Below are 15,737 nucleotides of genomic sequence, written 5' to 3' on the forward strand. Positions count from 1 at the left end.
GGTGACCCAGGCACCGGAACACGCGTACCCGGGCGACAGCGTCGCCGCCGCCTTCGGCGCGCTCGGTACCCCGGCCGACTGCACGGGCCTGCGCAGCGTGCACCTCGAAGGCCCGCAAGTCCTCTGGCTCGTCGTCGCAGGCGCGCTCGACCTGTTCGCGGTCGACGCCGTCCAGCAGGGCCACTGGCACTTCCTCGGCCGCCTCGAACCGGGCACCCTGCTCCTCGGCCCCGTCGAAGGCCCCCAGCACACCCTCGTCGGACGCCCCCTCCAGGGCTGCGAGCTGCGCCGCATCCCGCTGCGTGAGCTGTACCGCCCCGACTACGGCGACACCTGGGCCTACGAGCAGCAGTACCCCAGTCAGTACGACACCCAGGACCAGGCCCTGAGCCTCCTGGAGCACGCCTTCGCGCTCGGCATCGGACGCAGCCAGCGGGTCCTGTTCGAGGCCCCGCTCGACGGCCGCACCATGGGTGACGACATCGTGACCGACGACGAGATCCTCTGGATGCCGGTCGCGCCGGGCAGCGTGCAGTACGGCTCCGCCTACAGCGCGGAGGCCGCGGGCGATCTGCTCGTCGACGCCGCCATGTGGCAGCGCATGGTCAACCAGCAGTACCGGCTGCTCTCGACCCTCGACCGCTGGATCGAACGCCAGGAGCGGGCCCACGAGGACCGCACCGCGGCCGGCATCAAGGCGGGCGAGACGGTCCGCGAGCAGGCCGACCGCACGCTCATCGCCTCCATCGGCCGCTCCGGGAAGGGCGGTTCACGCCCCAGCGGATCCCGGGGCGGTGACGACGCGACGTACGCGGCCTGCCGCCTGGTCGCCGAGGCGGCGGGCATCACGCTGTCCGGCGCCGCGGAGGGCGGTGCGGTGAGCGACCGGATCGACCCGGTGGAGCAGGTCGCGGTCGCCTCGCGCATCCGCACCCGTGCCGTGCGGCTCGACGGGCGCTGGTGGCGCGAGAACACGGGCCCGCTGGTGGGGTACCGCGCGGCGAGCGGGGCGCCGGTCGCGCTGCTGTGGCGGCGCGGCGGCTACGAGTCCGTCCACCCCACGTCCGGTCGGCGCATGCGCGTCGACAAGACCAACGCGGAGGAGTTCGAACCGCAGGCGGTCATGTTCTACCGACCGCTGCCGGAGCGGTCGTTGACGCCGTGGCGCCTCTTCCGTTTCAGCCTGCGGGGCAACGGCGGCGACGTACGCAATCTGGCGATCGCAGGTCTGGTGACGGTGGCGATCGGGGCGCTCGTGCCGATCGCGACGGGCCAGGTGCTCGGCGTGTTCGTCCCGAACGGCGAGAAGAGCCTCATCGTCCAGGTGTCCCTGGCGGTGATGATCACGAGCATCGTCTCGGCGGCTTTCATGCTGCTCCAGAACCTCACCATCCTCAGGATGGAGGGACGCATGGAGAGCGCCCTTCAACCAGCGGTCTGGGACCGGCTGTTGCGCCTTCCCACGCGCTTCTTCGCCTCCCGCTCGACGGGTGAACTGGCGAGCGCGGCGATGGGCGTCAGCGCGATCCGCCGGGTCCTTTCGGGCATCGGTCCCGTCGCGTTGCAGGCGGGCACGATCGGCGCGATGAACCTGGTCCTGCTGCTGCTCTACAGCGTGCCGCTGGCCCTGGCCGCGCTGGGGATGCTGGTGGTGATCGCGGCGGTGTTCCTGACGCTGGGCCTGTGGGAACTGCGCTGGCAGCGCCGCTTGGTCGAGCTCTCCAACAAGCTCAACAACCAGGCGTTCCAGACACTGCGCGGCCTGCCCAAACTCCGCGTCGCCGGGGCGGAGAGCTTCGCGTACGCGGCGTGGGCGGGGGAGTTCGCGCGCAGCCGGGAGCTGCAACAGCGGGCGGGCCGCATCAAGAACGTCACCACGGTCCTCAACTCGGTCTACCTCCCGCTGTGCACGCTCATCATGTTCATCCTCCTCGCGGGCCCGGCCCGCGGGAGCCTCACGGCAGGGGAGTTCCTCACCTTCAGCACGGCGGTGACGATGCTCCTGACATCCGTCACCCAGCTGACCGGGGCGCTGCTCTCGGCGGCCGCGGTGCTTCCGATGTTCGAGCAGATCAAGCCGGTGCTCGACGAGGCGCCGGAGGTGCGGGGCGCGAGCACGCAGCCGGGCGAGCTGCAGGGCGAGATCGAGGCCCGCGGACTGTCCTTCCGCTACTCGGACGACGGCCCCCTGGTCCTGGACGACGTGTCCCTCTCCATCAGGCCGGGCGAGTTCGTCGCGGTCGTCGGCCCCAGCGGCTGCGGAAAGTCGACTCTCCTTCGCCTGCTGATCGGCTTCGACAAGCCGGCCTCGGGCAGCGTCCTCTACGACGGCCAGGACCTGTCGGCCCTGGACCAGGCGGCCGTACGCCGCCAGTGCGGAGTCGTCCTGCAGAACGCGCAGCCGCTCACGGGATCGATCCTGGACTGCATCTGCGGCGCCGAGACGTTCACGCAGGAGGAGGCGTGGGAGGCGGCGGCGATGGCGGGCCTCGCCGAGGACATCAAGCGCATGCCGATGGGCCTGCACACGATGATCTCCGGTGGCGGAGCGGTCTCCGGTGGCCAGCGCCAGCGCCTGATGATCGCCCAGGCCCTGATCCGGCGCCCCCGCGTCCTGTTCTTCGACGAGGCGACGAGCGCCCTGGACAACGAGACGCAACGCACGGTCATCGACAGCACCCGGGCCCTGAACGCCACCCGCATCGTCATCGCCCACCGCCTCTCCACGGTCATGGACGCTGACCGGGTCATCGTCATGTCGGAGGGCCGAGTGGTCCAACAGGGCCCGCCCGCGCAGCTGTTGGCGGATACTGGCGGGCGCCTGCATGAGCTGGTGCGGCGGCAGATGCAGTGACGGCCGCCGCGGCTGACTGGCGGCGCGGCGGCGCGGCATGGAGCCCGGCTCGGGGGGCCGGTGCCCCGGGCTACGTCATGCCCGCGGCGCTGGTCCCGGCCGCGTACCGCCAGAAGTCCCGCATCAGTTCGGGGAAGCTCGGCCCGCCCATCTGCAGCTGGCTGAACATGAGCGTGACCGTGCCGGTGGACGGTGTGATGTGTGCCGTCGTACCCGTGCCGCCGACCCAGCCGTAGCGTCCCGGCACGTTCCACGGTTCGACGGCCTCGACATCCACCGCGCCGCCGAAACCCCAGCCCATCCCTTCGAGGAACAGACCCGCGGACTCCCGCTCGGGCGTGGTGAGTTGGTTGGTGGTCATCCGCCGTACCGACTCGGGAGCGAGCAGTCGGCGCCCCATGGCCGTGCGTCCCTCAGCGAGCAGCATCCGCCCGAAGGCGAGCCAGTCGTCGACGGTCGACACGAGACCGCCGGCGCCGGACGGGAAGGCGGGCGGGCTGCTCCACTGCCCGTCGGGGGCATCGAGCAGTTCGAGTCCGCTCTCGGGGTCGCGTTCCGGCCCGGCCTCGGACCCGGCCGCGTAGTAGCTGGTGAACCGGTCTAGTTTGCCGGGCGGCACCGAGAACGCGGTGTCGCTCATCCCCAGCGGCTCGAACAGCCGCTCCGCAAGGAACTCGGGCAGCGGCGCCCCTGTGACCCGGGAGATCAGTACGCCCTGGAGGTCGGAGCTGAGGTTGTAGAGCCAGCCGTCGCCGGGCTGGTGCAGGAGCGGGATCCGGGACAGCGCGGCCATCCAGTCGTCCGGCGCCGGAACGGCCTGCGGCTGCGGAGGCCCCTGCTTCAGTTCGCTGAAGAGCGGCGCGAGCGCGGGCAGGGAGAAGTCGGACGGGAACCCGTATCCGGTACGGGATGCGAGCAGATGGAAGACGGTGATGGGCCGGACCGCCGGGACCACGTCGTCCACCGGTGAGGCCGGCGTGCGGACGACACTCGGCGACGCGAGCTCCGGGAGCCACTCCCGGACCGGGTCGTCCAGCCCGATCCGGCCCTCCTCGACCAGCATCATGACGGCCGCGGCGACGATGGGTTTGGTCAGCGACGCGATACGGAAGATCGAGTCCCTGGCCAGCGGGGCGGTGCCCTCGACGTCGACGTACCCGACGGCCGCGACCTCCTCGCCCCCGTCACCCCGGCTGCCCCGGCCGTCCTGGTCACCGCGGGCCACCAGGCCCACCGCTCCCGCCACGGAGCTGTTGCTGACGTGCGTCTCCAGAGTTTTGCGCAGATCGGCCATGAGTCCACCATCTCAGCCAGGACCCGATACGCAGCGTCGATTCATGCGGCAGGTGCGTACGCATCATGCGGCAGATGAGTACGCAAAAGCCCGGTCTGCCGGGCGGCGGCGTGATGGCGCCGCTGCCCGGCAGACCGGGTGGGGTGGTGTGGGGTTGCCACCCGCGCGGGGGCTCAGCCCCCGATGTTCACATCGATGCAGGCGTAGAAGGCGTTGGCGGTGTCGGCGATGTTCCACACCGCGAGCACCTTCTGCTTGCCGCTGAGTCCGCCGAAGTCGACCTTGTGCGTGACGGTCTCGCCCGGCTGGGCGCCCCCGTCGTCGACCTCAGCGATCTTGTTGCCGCCGACGAAGTACTGCCAGGTGCTTGTGCTGTGACGTGCCGTCAGCTTCCAGCTGAACTCCTGCGACGAGCCGACATCGGTGACCTTCCAGCCCTTGCTGTCGTCGTCCAGGTCGGCGAACCGCGCGTTGCCGCCGCTGCACGTCGTCTGCCCCTTGGGGCCTTCGACGCTCTGCGGTTCGTTGGTGATCTCGCCGCAGGACACGGTGCCTGCCGCGCACTGTGCCTGACGGCTCGGGGGCGAGGAGACATAGCCGTGGGCACTGGCCGGGGTGACGGAGGCCAGGACGAGCACGGGCGCGAATCCCGCGCCCAGAGCGGCTGCCAGCTTCTGTTTCTTGTTCATCTCTGTTCCCTCTGAGTGGGGGGATGAGGGGCGAGAGACAACCGGGCGCCTCGGTCGACTCATTGGCCTAGACCATACTGGTTGTCAGGGCTCAGTCAACCCTTCAAGTAATGCCAGTGGTACGGAAGTTGCGCCCGGGACTAGGCGGCGAAGCCCAGAGCCAGGGCGCCGACCACCGGCGCCGCGTACAGCAGGGGGAAGGGAATGTGTGCGTACCAACGGGCCCGGATCACGGTGACGACGGCGCCGGTGAAGTACAGCGCCAGGCCGACCCCTGCGGCGACGCCGATGACCGGCATGAACAGTCCGACCAGCAGACCCGCCGCCCCCGCGGCCTTGGCCGCGCCGAGCCAGGGCAGCCACGAGAAGGGGACGCCGTAGTCGGCCATGGGCTCCACGACCCACTTGGCGCGGAGGAAGACGGAGACGGCCGAGAAACCCACCATGACGGCGGCCAGGACGGTGACGACAACGTAGGCGGTGGACATCAGGAATGCTCCCATCGGGCGGGTGTCCGGCCGGACTTGCTCCGACCGGACGTCTTGAGTGCGTCACTGCTCTGACGGGTCGCGGCGAGGGAATGTGACCGGCGGGCGCCAGCTGATGTGTGACCTGGGACACGTATGGCCGAGGATGCCTGCTGGCGAGACGCAGGGACATGTGGGCGAGACAGAAGGCCATTCTGCGGCTCATTCGATCTCCCTAGGGTCGAGACATCAACCGGACGAACCCAGGCCGGACGAACCCAGGAGAGTTACCGTGCGCGCAGTGATCCAGAAGTCCTTCGGCGGGCCCGAGGTCCTCGAGGTCGTGGAGGCCGAACGGCCGAAGCCGTTGGTCGGCGAGGTCCTCGTCAAGGTCCACGCCAGCGCCGTCAACCCGGCGGACGTGGCCGTCAGGTCCGGTGCCTTCCCGCTGCTCGGCGAGCCGCCGTTCGGCGTGGGCTGGGACATCTCCGGAGTGGTCGAAGAGGCGGGCGCCGGGGCCGTCTTCGCGGTGGGCGACGAGGTGTACGGGATGCCGCTCTTCCCCCGCGCCGCCACCGCGTACGCCGACTACGTATCCGTGCCGTCCCGCCACCTGGCCCGCAAGCCCGCCTCACTCGACCACGTGCACGCCGCTGCCGTCCCCCTCGCGGCGCTGACCGCCTGGCAGGGCCTGGTGCGGGCGGCGGACATCAAGAAGGGCGACCGGGTACTGATCCAGCGGGCGGCCGGTGGTGTCGGCCACTTCGCGGTGCAGATCGCCAAGGCGCGGGGCGCCCATGTGATCGCGATCGCCAGCGCGGGCCGGCACGACTTCGTACGAGGCCTCGGCGCCGACGAGATCATCGACTACCGGACCACCGACTTCACCGAGGTCGTCAAGGACGTGGACGTGTTCCTCGACTCGACGGCCCAGGGCGACCGCTCGCTCGGCGTGGTGCGCCCCGGTGGCGTACTCATCAGCGTCCTGGAACACGGCGACCGGGAGCTCGCCACACGTGTCGAGGCCGCCGGGCGTCGCTTCGCCGGTGTCCTGGTCGAGCCGGACTCCGAGGGGCTCGAAGCGCTCGCCGAGCTGATCGACGCGGGGCGGATCCGTCCCTACGTAGAGGAGACGTTCCCGCTCGCGGAGGCAGGCAAGGCACACGAACTGGTCGCGGCGGGACACGTACAGGGCAAGATTGTCCTGACGGTCTGAAAACGCCGACCGCGACGGGCGGCAAGCGGCAAACGGTAAGCGGCATCAGGAAGGGCGGCGAGTCCGGATGGACATCCTCACCGAGGCGCTGGCCTCGATGCGTACCGGGCACCCTGCGTCCGTACGCACCAACGGCCGCGCCCCCTGGGGCCTGCGGCTGCCGTCCGTCGCGGGCGCCGGGTTCCATGTCGTGCTGTACGGGACCTGCTGGCTGGTCCCCCTGCCCGACGCGCCCCCGCACCTGGAGCCGATTCCGCTGAACCCCGGGGACGTGATCTTCCTGCGCGGCGGGCGGAGCCACATCCTCGCCGACCACCCCTCCACCCCGCCCGAGGACTGCAAGAGCGAGCAGTTCCAAGGGAGTTCACCGATCGGATCCATCACACTCGGCGGCGAGGGCGCCGAGACCAGGCTGCTGTGCGGCAGCTACCACCTGGACCAGGGGCGACAGCATCCTCTGATGCGCCAGCTGCCCGAGGTGATCCATCTGCCCACACGGCACGGCCGCCATCCGGAGCTGAGTGCCGCCGTCCAACTCCTCGGCTCCGAGCTGGAGAACCCGCGTATCGGCTCCGACGGCATCGTGCCCGGTTTGATCGACTCGCTGCTCCTCTACATCCTGCGGGCCTGGCTGGACGATCAGCCGTCGACTGCCGCGCAGGGCTGGGCCGCGGCCCTGGGCGACCCGGCGGTCGCGCCCGCCCTGACGGCCATGCACGACGATCCCGCGGCCTCGTGGACGGTCGAGTCCCTCGCGGCGCGGGCCGGTCTGTCCCGCGCCGCGTTCGCCCGGCGGTTCGCCGCGCTGGTCGGCGAACCGCCGATGGCCTATCTGACGCGCTGGCGCATGACGACCGCAGCCCGCATGCTGCGCGAGTCCGACGCCCCGCTGACGACGGTCGCCGCCCGCACCGGATACGGCTCGGAGTTCGCCTTCGCCAAGGCCTTCAAGCGCGAGTACGGCCTGGCGCCGGGCGGCTACCGACGCAGGAGCAGGGCGGCCTAGGCGGCCGGCAGGCAGTCGCCCGCCGGCTGCTGGATGGATGGCTGATGGCGCCGAGGCGGTTGGCGCTCACACCGGTACTCACGCCGGTTCTCACAGCGCCACGGCAACCGCCGCCGTCACACCGACGGCGACAATGACCCCGCGCAGCACGGCGGGTGAGAGACGGCGGCCCACTCTCGCGCCGAGCAGACCGCCCAGGGTCGCGCCGAGGGCGATCACTCCGGCGACCGTCCAGTCGACGGTCGTCACCGCGACGAAGATGACCGCGGCGACGCCGTTCACGATGGACGCGAGGACGTTCTTGACGGCGTTCAGGCGCTGCAGGTCATCACGGAGGAACGACCCGAACAGGCCCATGAGCAGCACCCCTTGGGCCGCGCCGAAGTAGCCGCCGTAGACCCCGGTGACCATGACACCGGACCACAGCGGAACACCGCCGTCCGCACGGCCGCGGCCGTCGCGCCGCGCGAGCCACTTCTGGAGGCGCGGCTGCAACAGGACCAGCACGCAGGCGAGCAGGATCAGCACCGGCACCGCGGAGCGGAACGTGTCGGCGGACAGCTTCAGGAGCAGGACAGCTCCCACGACACCGCCGAGGAGCGCCGCGAGCCCGAGCCTGATCAGGCGGGACCGCTGGCCCTTGAGCTCGGCGCGATACCCGTACGCGGCGCTGATCACGCCCGGGACGAGGCCGATGGTGTTGGACACGTTGGCCAGCACGGGCGGGTACCCGAAGGCGAGCAGCGTAGGGAAGGTGATCAGGGTGCCGGAGCCGACCACCGCGTTGATGCCGCCTGCCGCGACAGCCGCGGCCCCTATGGCCACCGCTTCGAGTGCTTGCATGGATGGATCGCCCTCCCCGGGACGGTCGGCGTACCGGAGTGCGGGCAGCCCGGGACGGAGTCTGGTACGAAGCCGGCGGGTCGACACCCGGCACGGTCCCCACGTCCTCCGGATGACGCGTGGAACCGGGCCGGGTTGCCGCCCTGGGCCCGGAAAGATCGTCTCGCTCGGCCAACACCCAAGTCAATCCTCGGATTTCCTTGCAGACCCCCAAGCTGTAGCTTCACTCTCCATGACTCTTGACGACCTGCGTGTCTTCGTCGCCGTTTGCCGAACGGGCAGCCTCAGCGCCGTCGCCCGCGACCTTTCCTGTACGCAGCCCGCGGTCAGCCAGCACATCAAGCGCCTGGAACGTGAGCTGGGGCTCAGCCTGCTCGAACGCCACCCGCGCGGGGTCGTCCCCACACCGGCCGGACAGCTCCTGCAGAACGCGGCGGCAGGCGGTCTGGGCGACATCGACCAGGCTCTGCGCCGGCTGAGCGACCTGGTGCACGGCGAGGGCGGCTCGGTGCGGATCACCACCGGGGCCACCACGGTGCGGCACTTCATGTCCGACGCGATCGTGGCCTTCCGCCGGCGCCATCCCCAGGTGAGCCTCGAATTCGAGACGGCGCACTCCAGCCGCAGCTGCTTCGACGCCCTCATTGCGGGCGGCCTCGACCTGGCGTGGATCACTCTCGGCACCCCGGTGAAGGGCATCGAGCAGCGCCCCGTCATCGAACTTCCCTGGGTGCTGGCCGTCCACCGCGACGACCTCCTGGCCACCAAGTCGTTGATCACCACCGCCGATCTGGCCGGAATCCAGCTCATCGGGCTTCCGGAGAGCACGACGTCCCGTGCGCGTCTGGACGCCTGGTTCACCGAGCGCGGCATCAGCCCGGCCTCCGACACCAGCGTCGCCGACTGGGACACCGCGCTCCTGCTCGCCGAACTCGGCCTGGGCCACGCGATCGTCCCCGACCTGCCGGGCTGGCGCGGTCCCGGCCACCCCGACCTGCACCTGATTCCCATCCCGGAACTGCCCACTCTGTGGGCCGGCTGGGCGGTACGCCGCTGGGACGCGCTGTCCCCCTTGGCCAAGGCCTTCGCCGAAACGGTCAGCCACAACTGCCCGGGCGCGCGCATCCCCCAACAGGCGTCGCAGACGTTGCAGGCTGCACAGGAGCCGAAGGAGTCGGAGGGGATTGTCAGTGGCCGTATGTAGCGTTCAGTAAGTGGCCGATGACGACACGAGTCAGAGGCCGCGGCCACCATGGGTCATGAGGGGGGAGTGGGAGTGGCATGGCTGTTGTCGAGGGAGACGGCTGGGCGGGTCTCGGCTGGGACGGCTGGCGGGACCACGCGCTGGTACGGGATCGGCTGGAGCGCGGGGCGGACCCGAACGTGTGGGGCGGTGGCCACCCTCTGCACCGGGCGGCCGTGTGCGGCTCACCGGAAGTGGTCGCCGAACTGGCCCGCCGCGTCGATGACGTCGACGTGGGGGAGGAGGGCCGCACCGCTCTCTGGGACGCGGTCTTTGCCGACCGCGCGGACAATGCCCGTGTGCTGGCCGCCGCCGGTGCCGACCCGTGGCGGACCGTGCTGGCGGACTGGTCCCCGGGGCGGCTCAGCCTGGCGGGGCCGACCCCGGACCTCTTCATGGTTCCGGCCGGCGAGCGCGGCCTGACCCCGGCGGAGTCCGCCGCCGCGACGGAGGGTAGACGGCTGACCGCGGCTCTGGGCGACCTCTACTACGACGGCACGGGCCTGGCGTGCGTGGCCGGGATCGAAGCGGCCGAGGCCGCCCGCCGCCTCGGGGCCGAGCCCTATGAAGACCCCGAGCTCGACACCCTCCTGGAGGACCTCCAGTCGTACGACATGGACGACTCCCTGCAGATCGTCGGCGCCACCGACGTACCGGGCGGCTGCGTCATCACCCAACCGTGGGGGTACGCACCGCAGATGTCCGGAGTGCTGACCCTGCTCTCGGCGGGCACCGTCTGCTACGGCCTCTATGCCAACCCCAAGAGCGGCAACCAAGGCAGCATCGTCCGCGACGGCGTCATAGAAGGCTCGGACCTGCATCCGGGAGGCGGCCCCGACGAGGACGACTCCTCGGAGGAGGTCCTCGCCTCGTACCTCTACCGCCACAACGCCGTCGCGTACTCGTGTGCCTACGCCGGCCTGCGGCTGACCGACGCCCGTGCCGTCACCGGCCCGCCCGACCACTGGCTCAAGCTGCCCCGGCGCGGCTACTGGCACTGAGCGGCCCGACAGCCGCCTAGTAGCCGCTCATCGGCCTAGCCCTTGAGACCGACCGTCGCGCACGCCGCCTTGAGCTCGGCCGTGCAGATCTCCTTGGTCTTGTAGATGCCGTCCTTGATGACCGTGGACTTGATGGTGTCCCGGGTCAGAGGGCGGACCGAGACCAGGAGGGAGGGGATGTTCTTCGTGGTGGCGTTCTCGGACCTGTCCCCGGCCAGGGCGTCGTACTCGACCATGCGGCCCTGGGCGATGCGGACCGCCATCTCCGCGGCGCCGACGGCCTCTTCGGGGTAGGGCTTGTAGACGCTCATGTACTGCTCGCCCGTGACGATGCGCTGCACGGCAGGCAGCTCCGCGTCCTGACCGGTGACCGGCGGCAGGTCGGTGATGCCCGCGGCCTTGAGCGCCTTGATGGCGCCGCCCGCCATGCCGTCGTTGGCGGAGTACACGGCGGCGATGTTGTCCTTGCCGATCGCGGTGATCGCGTCGGTCATGTGGGTGCCGGCCGTCTGCGGTTTCCAGCCATCGGTGTCGTACGACTTGGCGATGTCCACCTGGTTCTGGAGCTGGGAGAGCGCGCCTTCCTTGAAGACGGCGGCGTTCGGGTCGGTCGGCGCGCCGTTGATCATGACGACCTTGCTGTTCTGGCGGTCGCCGCCGCCGAGCGCCTTCAGGATCGCCTGGCCCTGGACCTGGCCGACCAGTTCATTGTCGAAGGCCACGTAGCCGGAGACGGGTCCCTCGGCGAGCCGGTCGTAGGCGATGACGGGAATGTCCGCTTCCTTCGCCTTCTTGACCGCCGGCGCGAGCTTCTTCGCGTCCACCGCGCTCACCAGGATCGCGTCGACCTTGTCGGCGACCATCTGGGCGAGCTGGCCGTTCTGCTTGGCGGCGTCGCCCTTGGCGTTGGCGTAGACGAGCTTGCCCTTGCCGTTGGTGAGCTTCTCGACCTGCTTCTCGATGATGGGGTGGTCGAACTTCTCGTAACGGGCCGTCTCCGCCTCGGGCAGGAGCAGGCCGACGGTGACCGCGTCGCCCTTCCTCTCGGCCTGTGATTCTCCGTCGTCGTCCGAGTCCAGCAGGCTGCCGCATGCGGCGAGCGAGAGTGCCAGGGCGCTCACAGATACGGCGACGGTGGCTTCACGCATACGGGATTTCATTCGCCCACTTCCTCGATCGGACCGCTTCGTTGTGGTCCGAGATGGCTGAAAGCCAACCCTGCAGTGTTCCCGGCGTCAAGGAGTCAATGCATAACGAGATTGCAATGGAATGTGCGTTTCGGTTTTGAACTGTCCCGTATTTACACGTGACAACGGCGGAGCCCGCAATGTGCGGCGAGGATCGCCGCGGACAGGGTCGCCGTGTGGAGGTTCCCCGCAGGGCAGTGTCGTCGGGGCCGCGGCGGAGCCGCACGTGACGCAGTCGGCGGCGACGCTGAGCCTCCATGACTTGGAGGACACCCTCGGCGTCACGCTCTTCGAGCGCGGGCGCCGGGGCGCATCGACGTCGGCCGGCGTGACCTGGTGCCTCGTGGGCATGTACGGGATCAGTCTCGCCGGGGCGGTGGCGCTGTTCCGTACGGTGCCGGAGACTGCGCCCGGTGCAGCCGTACTCGCCAGGGAGGGCGCCGACGCATGACCGAACCGACGATGATCCGCACCGGACCCGTCCGCTACGCCACCGCGGAGCGCTTCGCCCGCCCACGGCCCGTGCCGCACCCTGACCCCCGCCCCTCCAGCGGCGAGATCTGCCCGCAGCTGCCCTCCAGGCTCGACGCGGTGATGGGCCCGCCCCTCGACCGCCACCCGCAGGGCGAGGACTGCCTGAACCTGTCCATCACGACACCGGCCCGCGACGCCGCGGCACGCCCGGTGCTCGTGTGGCTGCACGGCGGCGGGTTCAGCAGCGGAGCAGGACTGATGGACTGGTACGACGGCGGCGCGCTCGCCGCCCAGGGCGATGTGGTGGTCGTCGGCGTCAACTACCGTCTCGGCGCGCTCGGTTACCTCTGCCTCGACGGGATCAGCGAGGGCAACCTCGGCCTGTACGACCAGCTGGAAGCCCTCCGCTGGGTCGCCGCGCACATCGCCGCCTACGGGGGAGACCCCGGCAACGTCACGGTGGTGGGCCAGTCCGCCGGCGCCCTCTCCATCCGCCTCCTCCTCGACATGCCCGAGGCCAAGGGGCTCTTCCGCCGCGCGATCCTCCAGAGCGCCCCGCTCGCGCTCGCGGCCCGCCCCCGCAAGGACGCCGAGATCCTCGGCCGCCTCTTCGCCGACTTCCTCGCCACGGACCCGCGCACCGCTGACGTGTCCGCGATCCTGGCGGCCCAGCGCGAGACCGCCCTGGCCAACCTGAGCCGCTCCGGCAGCACGATGGAACCGGCGTTCACCCCTGTAGAGGCCGCCCACTCCTCCTTGTCTGAGGCAGCCCACCCCTCCTTGTCTCTTGAGGAGCACGTACGCGGCCTCGACATCCTGTACGGCTGGAACCTGGACGACATGACGGCGTTCCCCGGCGAGGGGGACGACCCGGCGGACCTGACACGCCGCGTCTACGAAGAGCCCCTCTCCCTCTTCGGGGCGCGCGCGGCACGGGCGGGTGCCCAGGTGCACACGTACCGCCTCGACTGGCGCCCGGCCGGATCGGCCTTCGGCGCCACCCACTGCCTCGAACTCCCCCTCCTCTTCGGCTCGCGCGAGGCGTGGCGGGCGTCACCGATGCTCGGGGCCGTGCCCTGGGAGGAGGTGGACTCACTCGGCTCGAAGCTGCGTACCGCCTGGATCGCGTTCGCCCGCACCGGGACGCCCGGACGCCGGGGGGCCATTTCCCGCCTCCGGTGAGACCAGAGGTCCACAAATTTCCGCAATGTGGTGCGGGCCCTGGGCCGGTCGGGCGAAATATGTAGCGCTTGCTCGTGCCGTGAAGCCCATCTCGTGCTACTGTTGATCGTAGTTGCAGTTGTGGTTCCCATAAGACTTCAAGTGCCTTTGGTGGATCTATTCCGCCGGGCACTTTTGTATTTCCGGGAGAAGTTTTCCCGGACGGGGCAATCAACGTGGCGACGCCGGGGTTCGCACAGTGCGGGTCCCGGAGCTTGCCCCGAAGGAGATATTTAGTATGGCTACTGGCACCGTGAAGTGGTTCAACTCGGAAAAGGGCTTCGGCTTCATCGAGCAGGAGGGTGGCGGCCCCGACGTCTTCGCCCACTACTCGAACATCGCCACCCAGGGCTTCCGTGAGCTTCAGGAAGGCCAGAAGGTGAACTTCGATGTCACTCAGGGCCAGAAGGGCCCGCAGGCGGAGAACATCGTTCCTGCCTGACGCTGAAGCGTAAGACGACGCTGGTGCCCGCACCTCACGGTGCGGGCACCAGCTCGTTGCTGTTTACAGAAGTTTTGTCTTTTATTCGGCTCGTGCTTGCAATTCGTTCGGTTGAAATTCACCGAGAATTCCTCGATGCGTGCCATATCGAGGAAGGTTCTCCATGAACCGTTCAGCTCGCACGAACGACCGCTATTCCAATCCCCGCAACAGCGGCGGCCCCCGCGGTGCCAACCCCCGCAAGGGTGGCGGCCCCCGGCCCGGTAACCGCTCCGGCGGCCAGGGACGCCGCCCCGCCGCTCCCCAGGGCGAGTTCGCCCTGCCGGTCACCATCACGCCGGGTCTGCCGGCGGCGGAGACCTTCGCCGAACTCGACATGCCGGCCCCGCTGTTGAAGACGCTCACCGGCCTCGGCGTGACCGAGCCGTTCCCGATCCAGGCGGCCACGCTGCCGAACGCGCTCGCGGGCCGGGACGTACTGGGCCGGGGCCGCACCGGATCCGGCAAGACCCTCGCCTTCGGACTCCCGCTCCTCGTGCGCACCGCAGGCCGGCGCGCCGAGTCGAAGCAGCCCCTGGCCCTGGTCCTCGTTCCCACCCGGGAGCTCGCCCAGCAGGTCACCGAGGCACTCACTCCGTACGCCCGGTCGCTGAAGCTGCGTATCGCCACGGTGGTTGGCGGCATGTCGATCGGCAGGCAGGCCGGTGCGTTGCGGACCGGCGCGGAGGTCGTCGTCGCCACGCCCGGACGCCTCAAGGACCTCATCGAGCGCAAGGACTGCCGCCTGGACCGGGTGAGCATCACCGTCCTGGACGAGGCCGACCAGATGGCCGACATGGGCTTCATGCCCCAGGTCACCGAACTGCTCGACCAGGTGCGTCCCGACGGCCAGCGGATGCTGTTCTCGGCCACGCTCGACCGTAACGTCGACCTTCTGGTGCGCAGCTACCTCCATGACCCGGTCGTCCACTCGGTCGACCCCTCCAAGGGTGCGGTCACGACGATGGAGCACCACGAACTGCACGTGCACGGCGCCGACAAGATGGCGACCGCCACCGAGATCGCGGCCCGCGACGGCCGGGTGATCATGTTCCTGGACACCAAGCACGCCGTCGACCAGTTCACCAAGCACCTGATGGGCAGCGGCGTACGGGCCGCGGCGCTGCACGGCGGCAAGTCGCAGCCCCAGCGCACCCGCACCCTCGCCCAGTTCAAGACCGGTGCGGTGACGGTCCTGGTGGCCACCAACGTCGCGGCCCGCGGCATCCACGTCGACAACCTCGACCTGGTGGTCAACGTCGACCCGCCCACCGACCACAAGGACTACCTCCACCGCGGCGGCCGTACGGCACGCGCCGGTGAGTCCGGCAGCGTCGTCACCCTGGTGACGCCCAACCAGCGCCGCGACATGAACCGTCTGATGTCCGCCGCCGGGATCAGGCCGCAGATCACCCAAGTGCGCTCCGGCGAGGCCGAGTTGAGCCGCATCACCGGCGCGAAGGCCCCGTCCGGTGTGCCGATCGCCGGCAGCGCGCCCAGCACGGAGCGCCCCAAGCGTGGCGGCGCCCCCTTCCGCGGCATGGGTACGCGCCCGGGGCAGCCCGGCCGCTCCGGCGGCGGCTCTCGCCGTACGGCCGAATCCCGCGAGATGGCGGAGGCCCGCAAGGCGGCACGGGTGCGTCGCGCTGCCTGATGGGTTCTGCCCGATGAGTTCTGCTCGGTCAGTTCTGCCCGATCGGTTTGCGCGCGGGTAGTCCCGCGCGATCAGTTCCGCCTGAGCGGTTCTTGACCTCTGGGTCA

14 protein-coding genes are annotated in these 15,737 nt (G+C 70.1%); 9 read left to right on the plus strand and 5 right to left on the minus strand.

Translation table 11 applies throughout. The annotated features are described in order from the left end of the window. Position 1: 1 nt before the first annotated feature. Entirely contained in the window at positions 2-2,854 is a 2,853-nt protein-coding gene (locus tag ACWGI2_RS07650) for an NHLP bacteriocin export ABC transporter permease/ATPase subunit (protein ID WP_453694460.1), read from the plus strand. Between the two features lie 70 nt (positions 2,855-2,924). Here ACWGI2_RS07650 and ACWGI2_RS07655 read toward each other — a convergent pair whose 3' ends face one another. From ACWGI2_RS07655 to ACWGI2_RS07665, 3 genes are all read right to left on the minus strand, one after another. Then, entirely contained in the window at positions 2,925-4,148 is a 1,224-nt protein-coding gene (locus tag ACWGI2_RS07655) for a serine hydrolase domain-containing protein (RefSeq protein ID WP_453694461.1), read from the minus strand. Between the two features lie 173 nt (positions 4,149-4,321). Next, positions 4,322-4,837, minus strand: a complete 516-nt coding sequence (locus ACWGI2_RS07660; protein ID WP_453694462.1) for a lytic polysaccharide monooxygenase auxiliary activity family 9 protein — start codon at positions 4,835-4,837, stop codon at positions 4,322-4,324. 140 nt (positions 4,838-4,977) lie between these two features. Continuing rightward, positions 4,978-5,325 carry a DoxX family protein gene (locus tag ACWGI2_RS07665; RefSeq protein WP_453399145.1) on the minus strand — a complete coding sequence of 116 codons (348 nt, stop codon included), beginning with the start codon at positions 5,323-5,325 and terminating at the stop codon, positions 4,978-4,980. A 271-nt stretch (positions 5,326-5,596) separates the two neighbouring features. On the opposite strand from ACWGI2_RS07665, the gene ACWGI2_RS07670 reads away from it, so the two are divergent. Then, a complete protein-coding gene (locus tag ACWGI2_RS07670) occupies positions 5,597-6,520 on the plus strand; it encodes an NADP-dependent oxidoreductase (protein ID WP_453694463.1) in 924 nt (307 codons plus the stop codon). Between the two features lie 67 nt (positions 6,521-6,587). Then, complete coding sequence (locus ACWGI2_RS07675) at positions 6,588-7,526, plus strand: AraC family transcriptional regulator (RefSeq protein WP_453399143.1); 939 nt, start codon at positions 6,588-6,590, stop codon at positions 7,524-7,526. A 90-nt stretch (positions 7,527-7,616) separates the two neighbouring features. Here ACWGI2_RS07675 and ACWGI2_RS07680 read toward each other — a convergent pair whose 3' ends face one another. Continuing rightward, complete coding sequence (locus ACWGI2_RS07680; protein ID WP_453399142.1) at positions 7,617-8,369, minus strand: sulfite exporter TauE/SafE family protein; 753 nt, start codon at positions 8,367-8,369, stop codon at positions 7,617-7,619. Between the two features lie 232 nt (positions 8,370-8,601). Here ACWGI2_RS07680 and ACWGI2_RS07685 point away from each other — a divergent pair, with 232 nt between their 5' ends. Then, positions 8,602-9,573 (plus strand): LysR family transcriptional regulator, encoded by a 972-nt coding sequence (locus ACWGI2_RS07685; RefSeq protein WP_453694464.1) that lies wholly within the window; start codon positions 8,602-8,604, stop codon positions 9,571-9,573. A 77-nt stretch (positions 9,574-9,650) separates the two neighbouring features. After that, positions 9,651-10,613, plus strand: coding sequence for an ankyrin repeat domain-containing protein (locus tag ACWGI2_RS07690; protein WP_453694465.1), 963 nt, complete (start codon positions 9,651-9,653; stop codon positions 10,611-10,613). Positions 10,614-10,648: 35 nt separating this feature from the next. Here ACWGI2_RS07690 and ACWGI2_RS07695 read toward each other — a convergent pair whose 3' ends face one another. Then, positions 10,649-11,761, minus strand: coding sequence for a sugar ABC transporter substrate-binding protein (locus ACWGI2_RS07695; protein ID WP_453399139.1), 1,113 nt, complete (start codon positions 11,759-11,761; stop codon positions 10,649-10,651). Between the two features lie 121 nt (positions 11,762-11,882). Between ACWGI2_RS07695 and ACWGI2_RS07700 the strand changes: the two genes are divergently transcribed. The 4 genes from ACWGI2_RS07700 to ACWGI2_RS07715 all read left to right on the plus strand — a co-directional run bounded on the left by ACWGI2_RS07700 (position 11,883) and on the right by ACWGI2_RS07715 (position 15,630). Continuing rightward, entirely contained in the window at positions 11,883-12,251 is a 369-nt protein-coding gene (locus ACWGI2_RS07700; protein WP_453694466.1) for a helix-turn-helix domain-containing protein, read from the plus strand. Next, entirely contained in the window at positions 12,248-13,456 is a 1,209-nt protein-coding gene (locus tag ACWGI2_RS07705) for a carboxylesterase family protein (RefSeq protein ID WP_453694467.1), read from the plus strand. Before ACWGI2_RS07700 ends, ACWGI2_RS07705 begins: the two co-directional genes overlap by 4 nt. Positions 13,457-13,733: 277 nt before the next feature. Next, on the plus strand, positions 13,734-13,937 hold the full coding sequence (locus tag ACWGI2_RS07710; RefSeq protein ID WP_100598391.1) for a cold-shock protein: 204 nt from the start codon (positions 13,734-13,736) through the stop codon (positions 13,935-13,937). 163 nt (positions 13,938-14,100) lie between these two features. Next, on the plus strand, positions 14,101-15,630 hold the full coding sequence (locus tag ACWGI2_RS07715; RefSeq protein WP_453694468.1) for a DEAD/DEAH box helicase: 1,530 nt from the start codon (positions 14,101-14,103) through the stop codon (positions 15,628-15,630). The last annotated feature ends 107 nt before the right edge of the window (positions 15,631-15,737 follow it).

Source organism: Streptomyces sp. NPDC054866 (genome assembly GCF_053610745.1).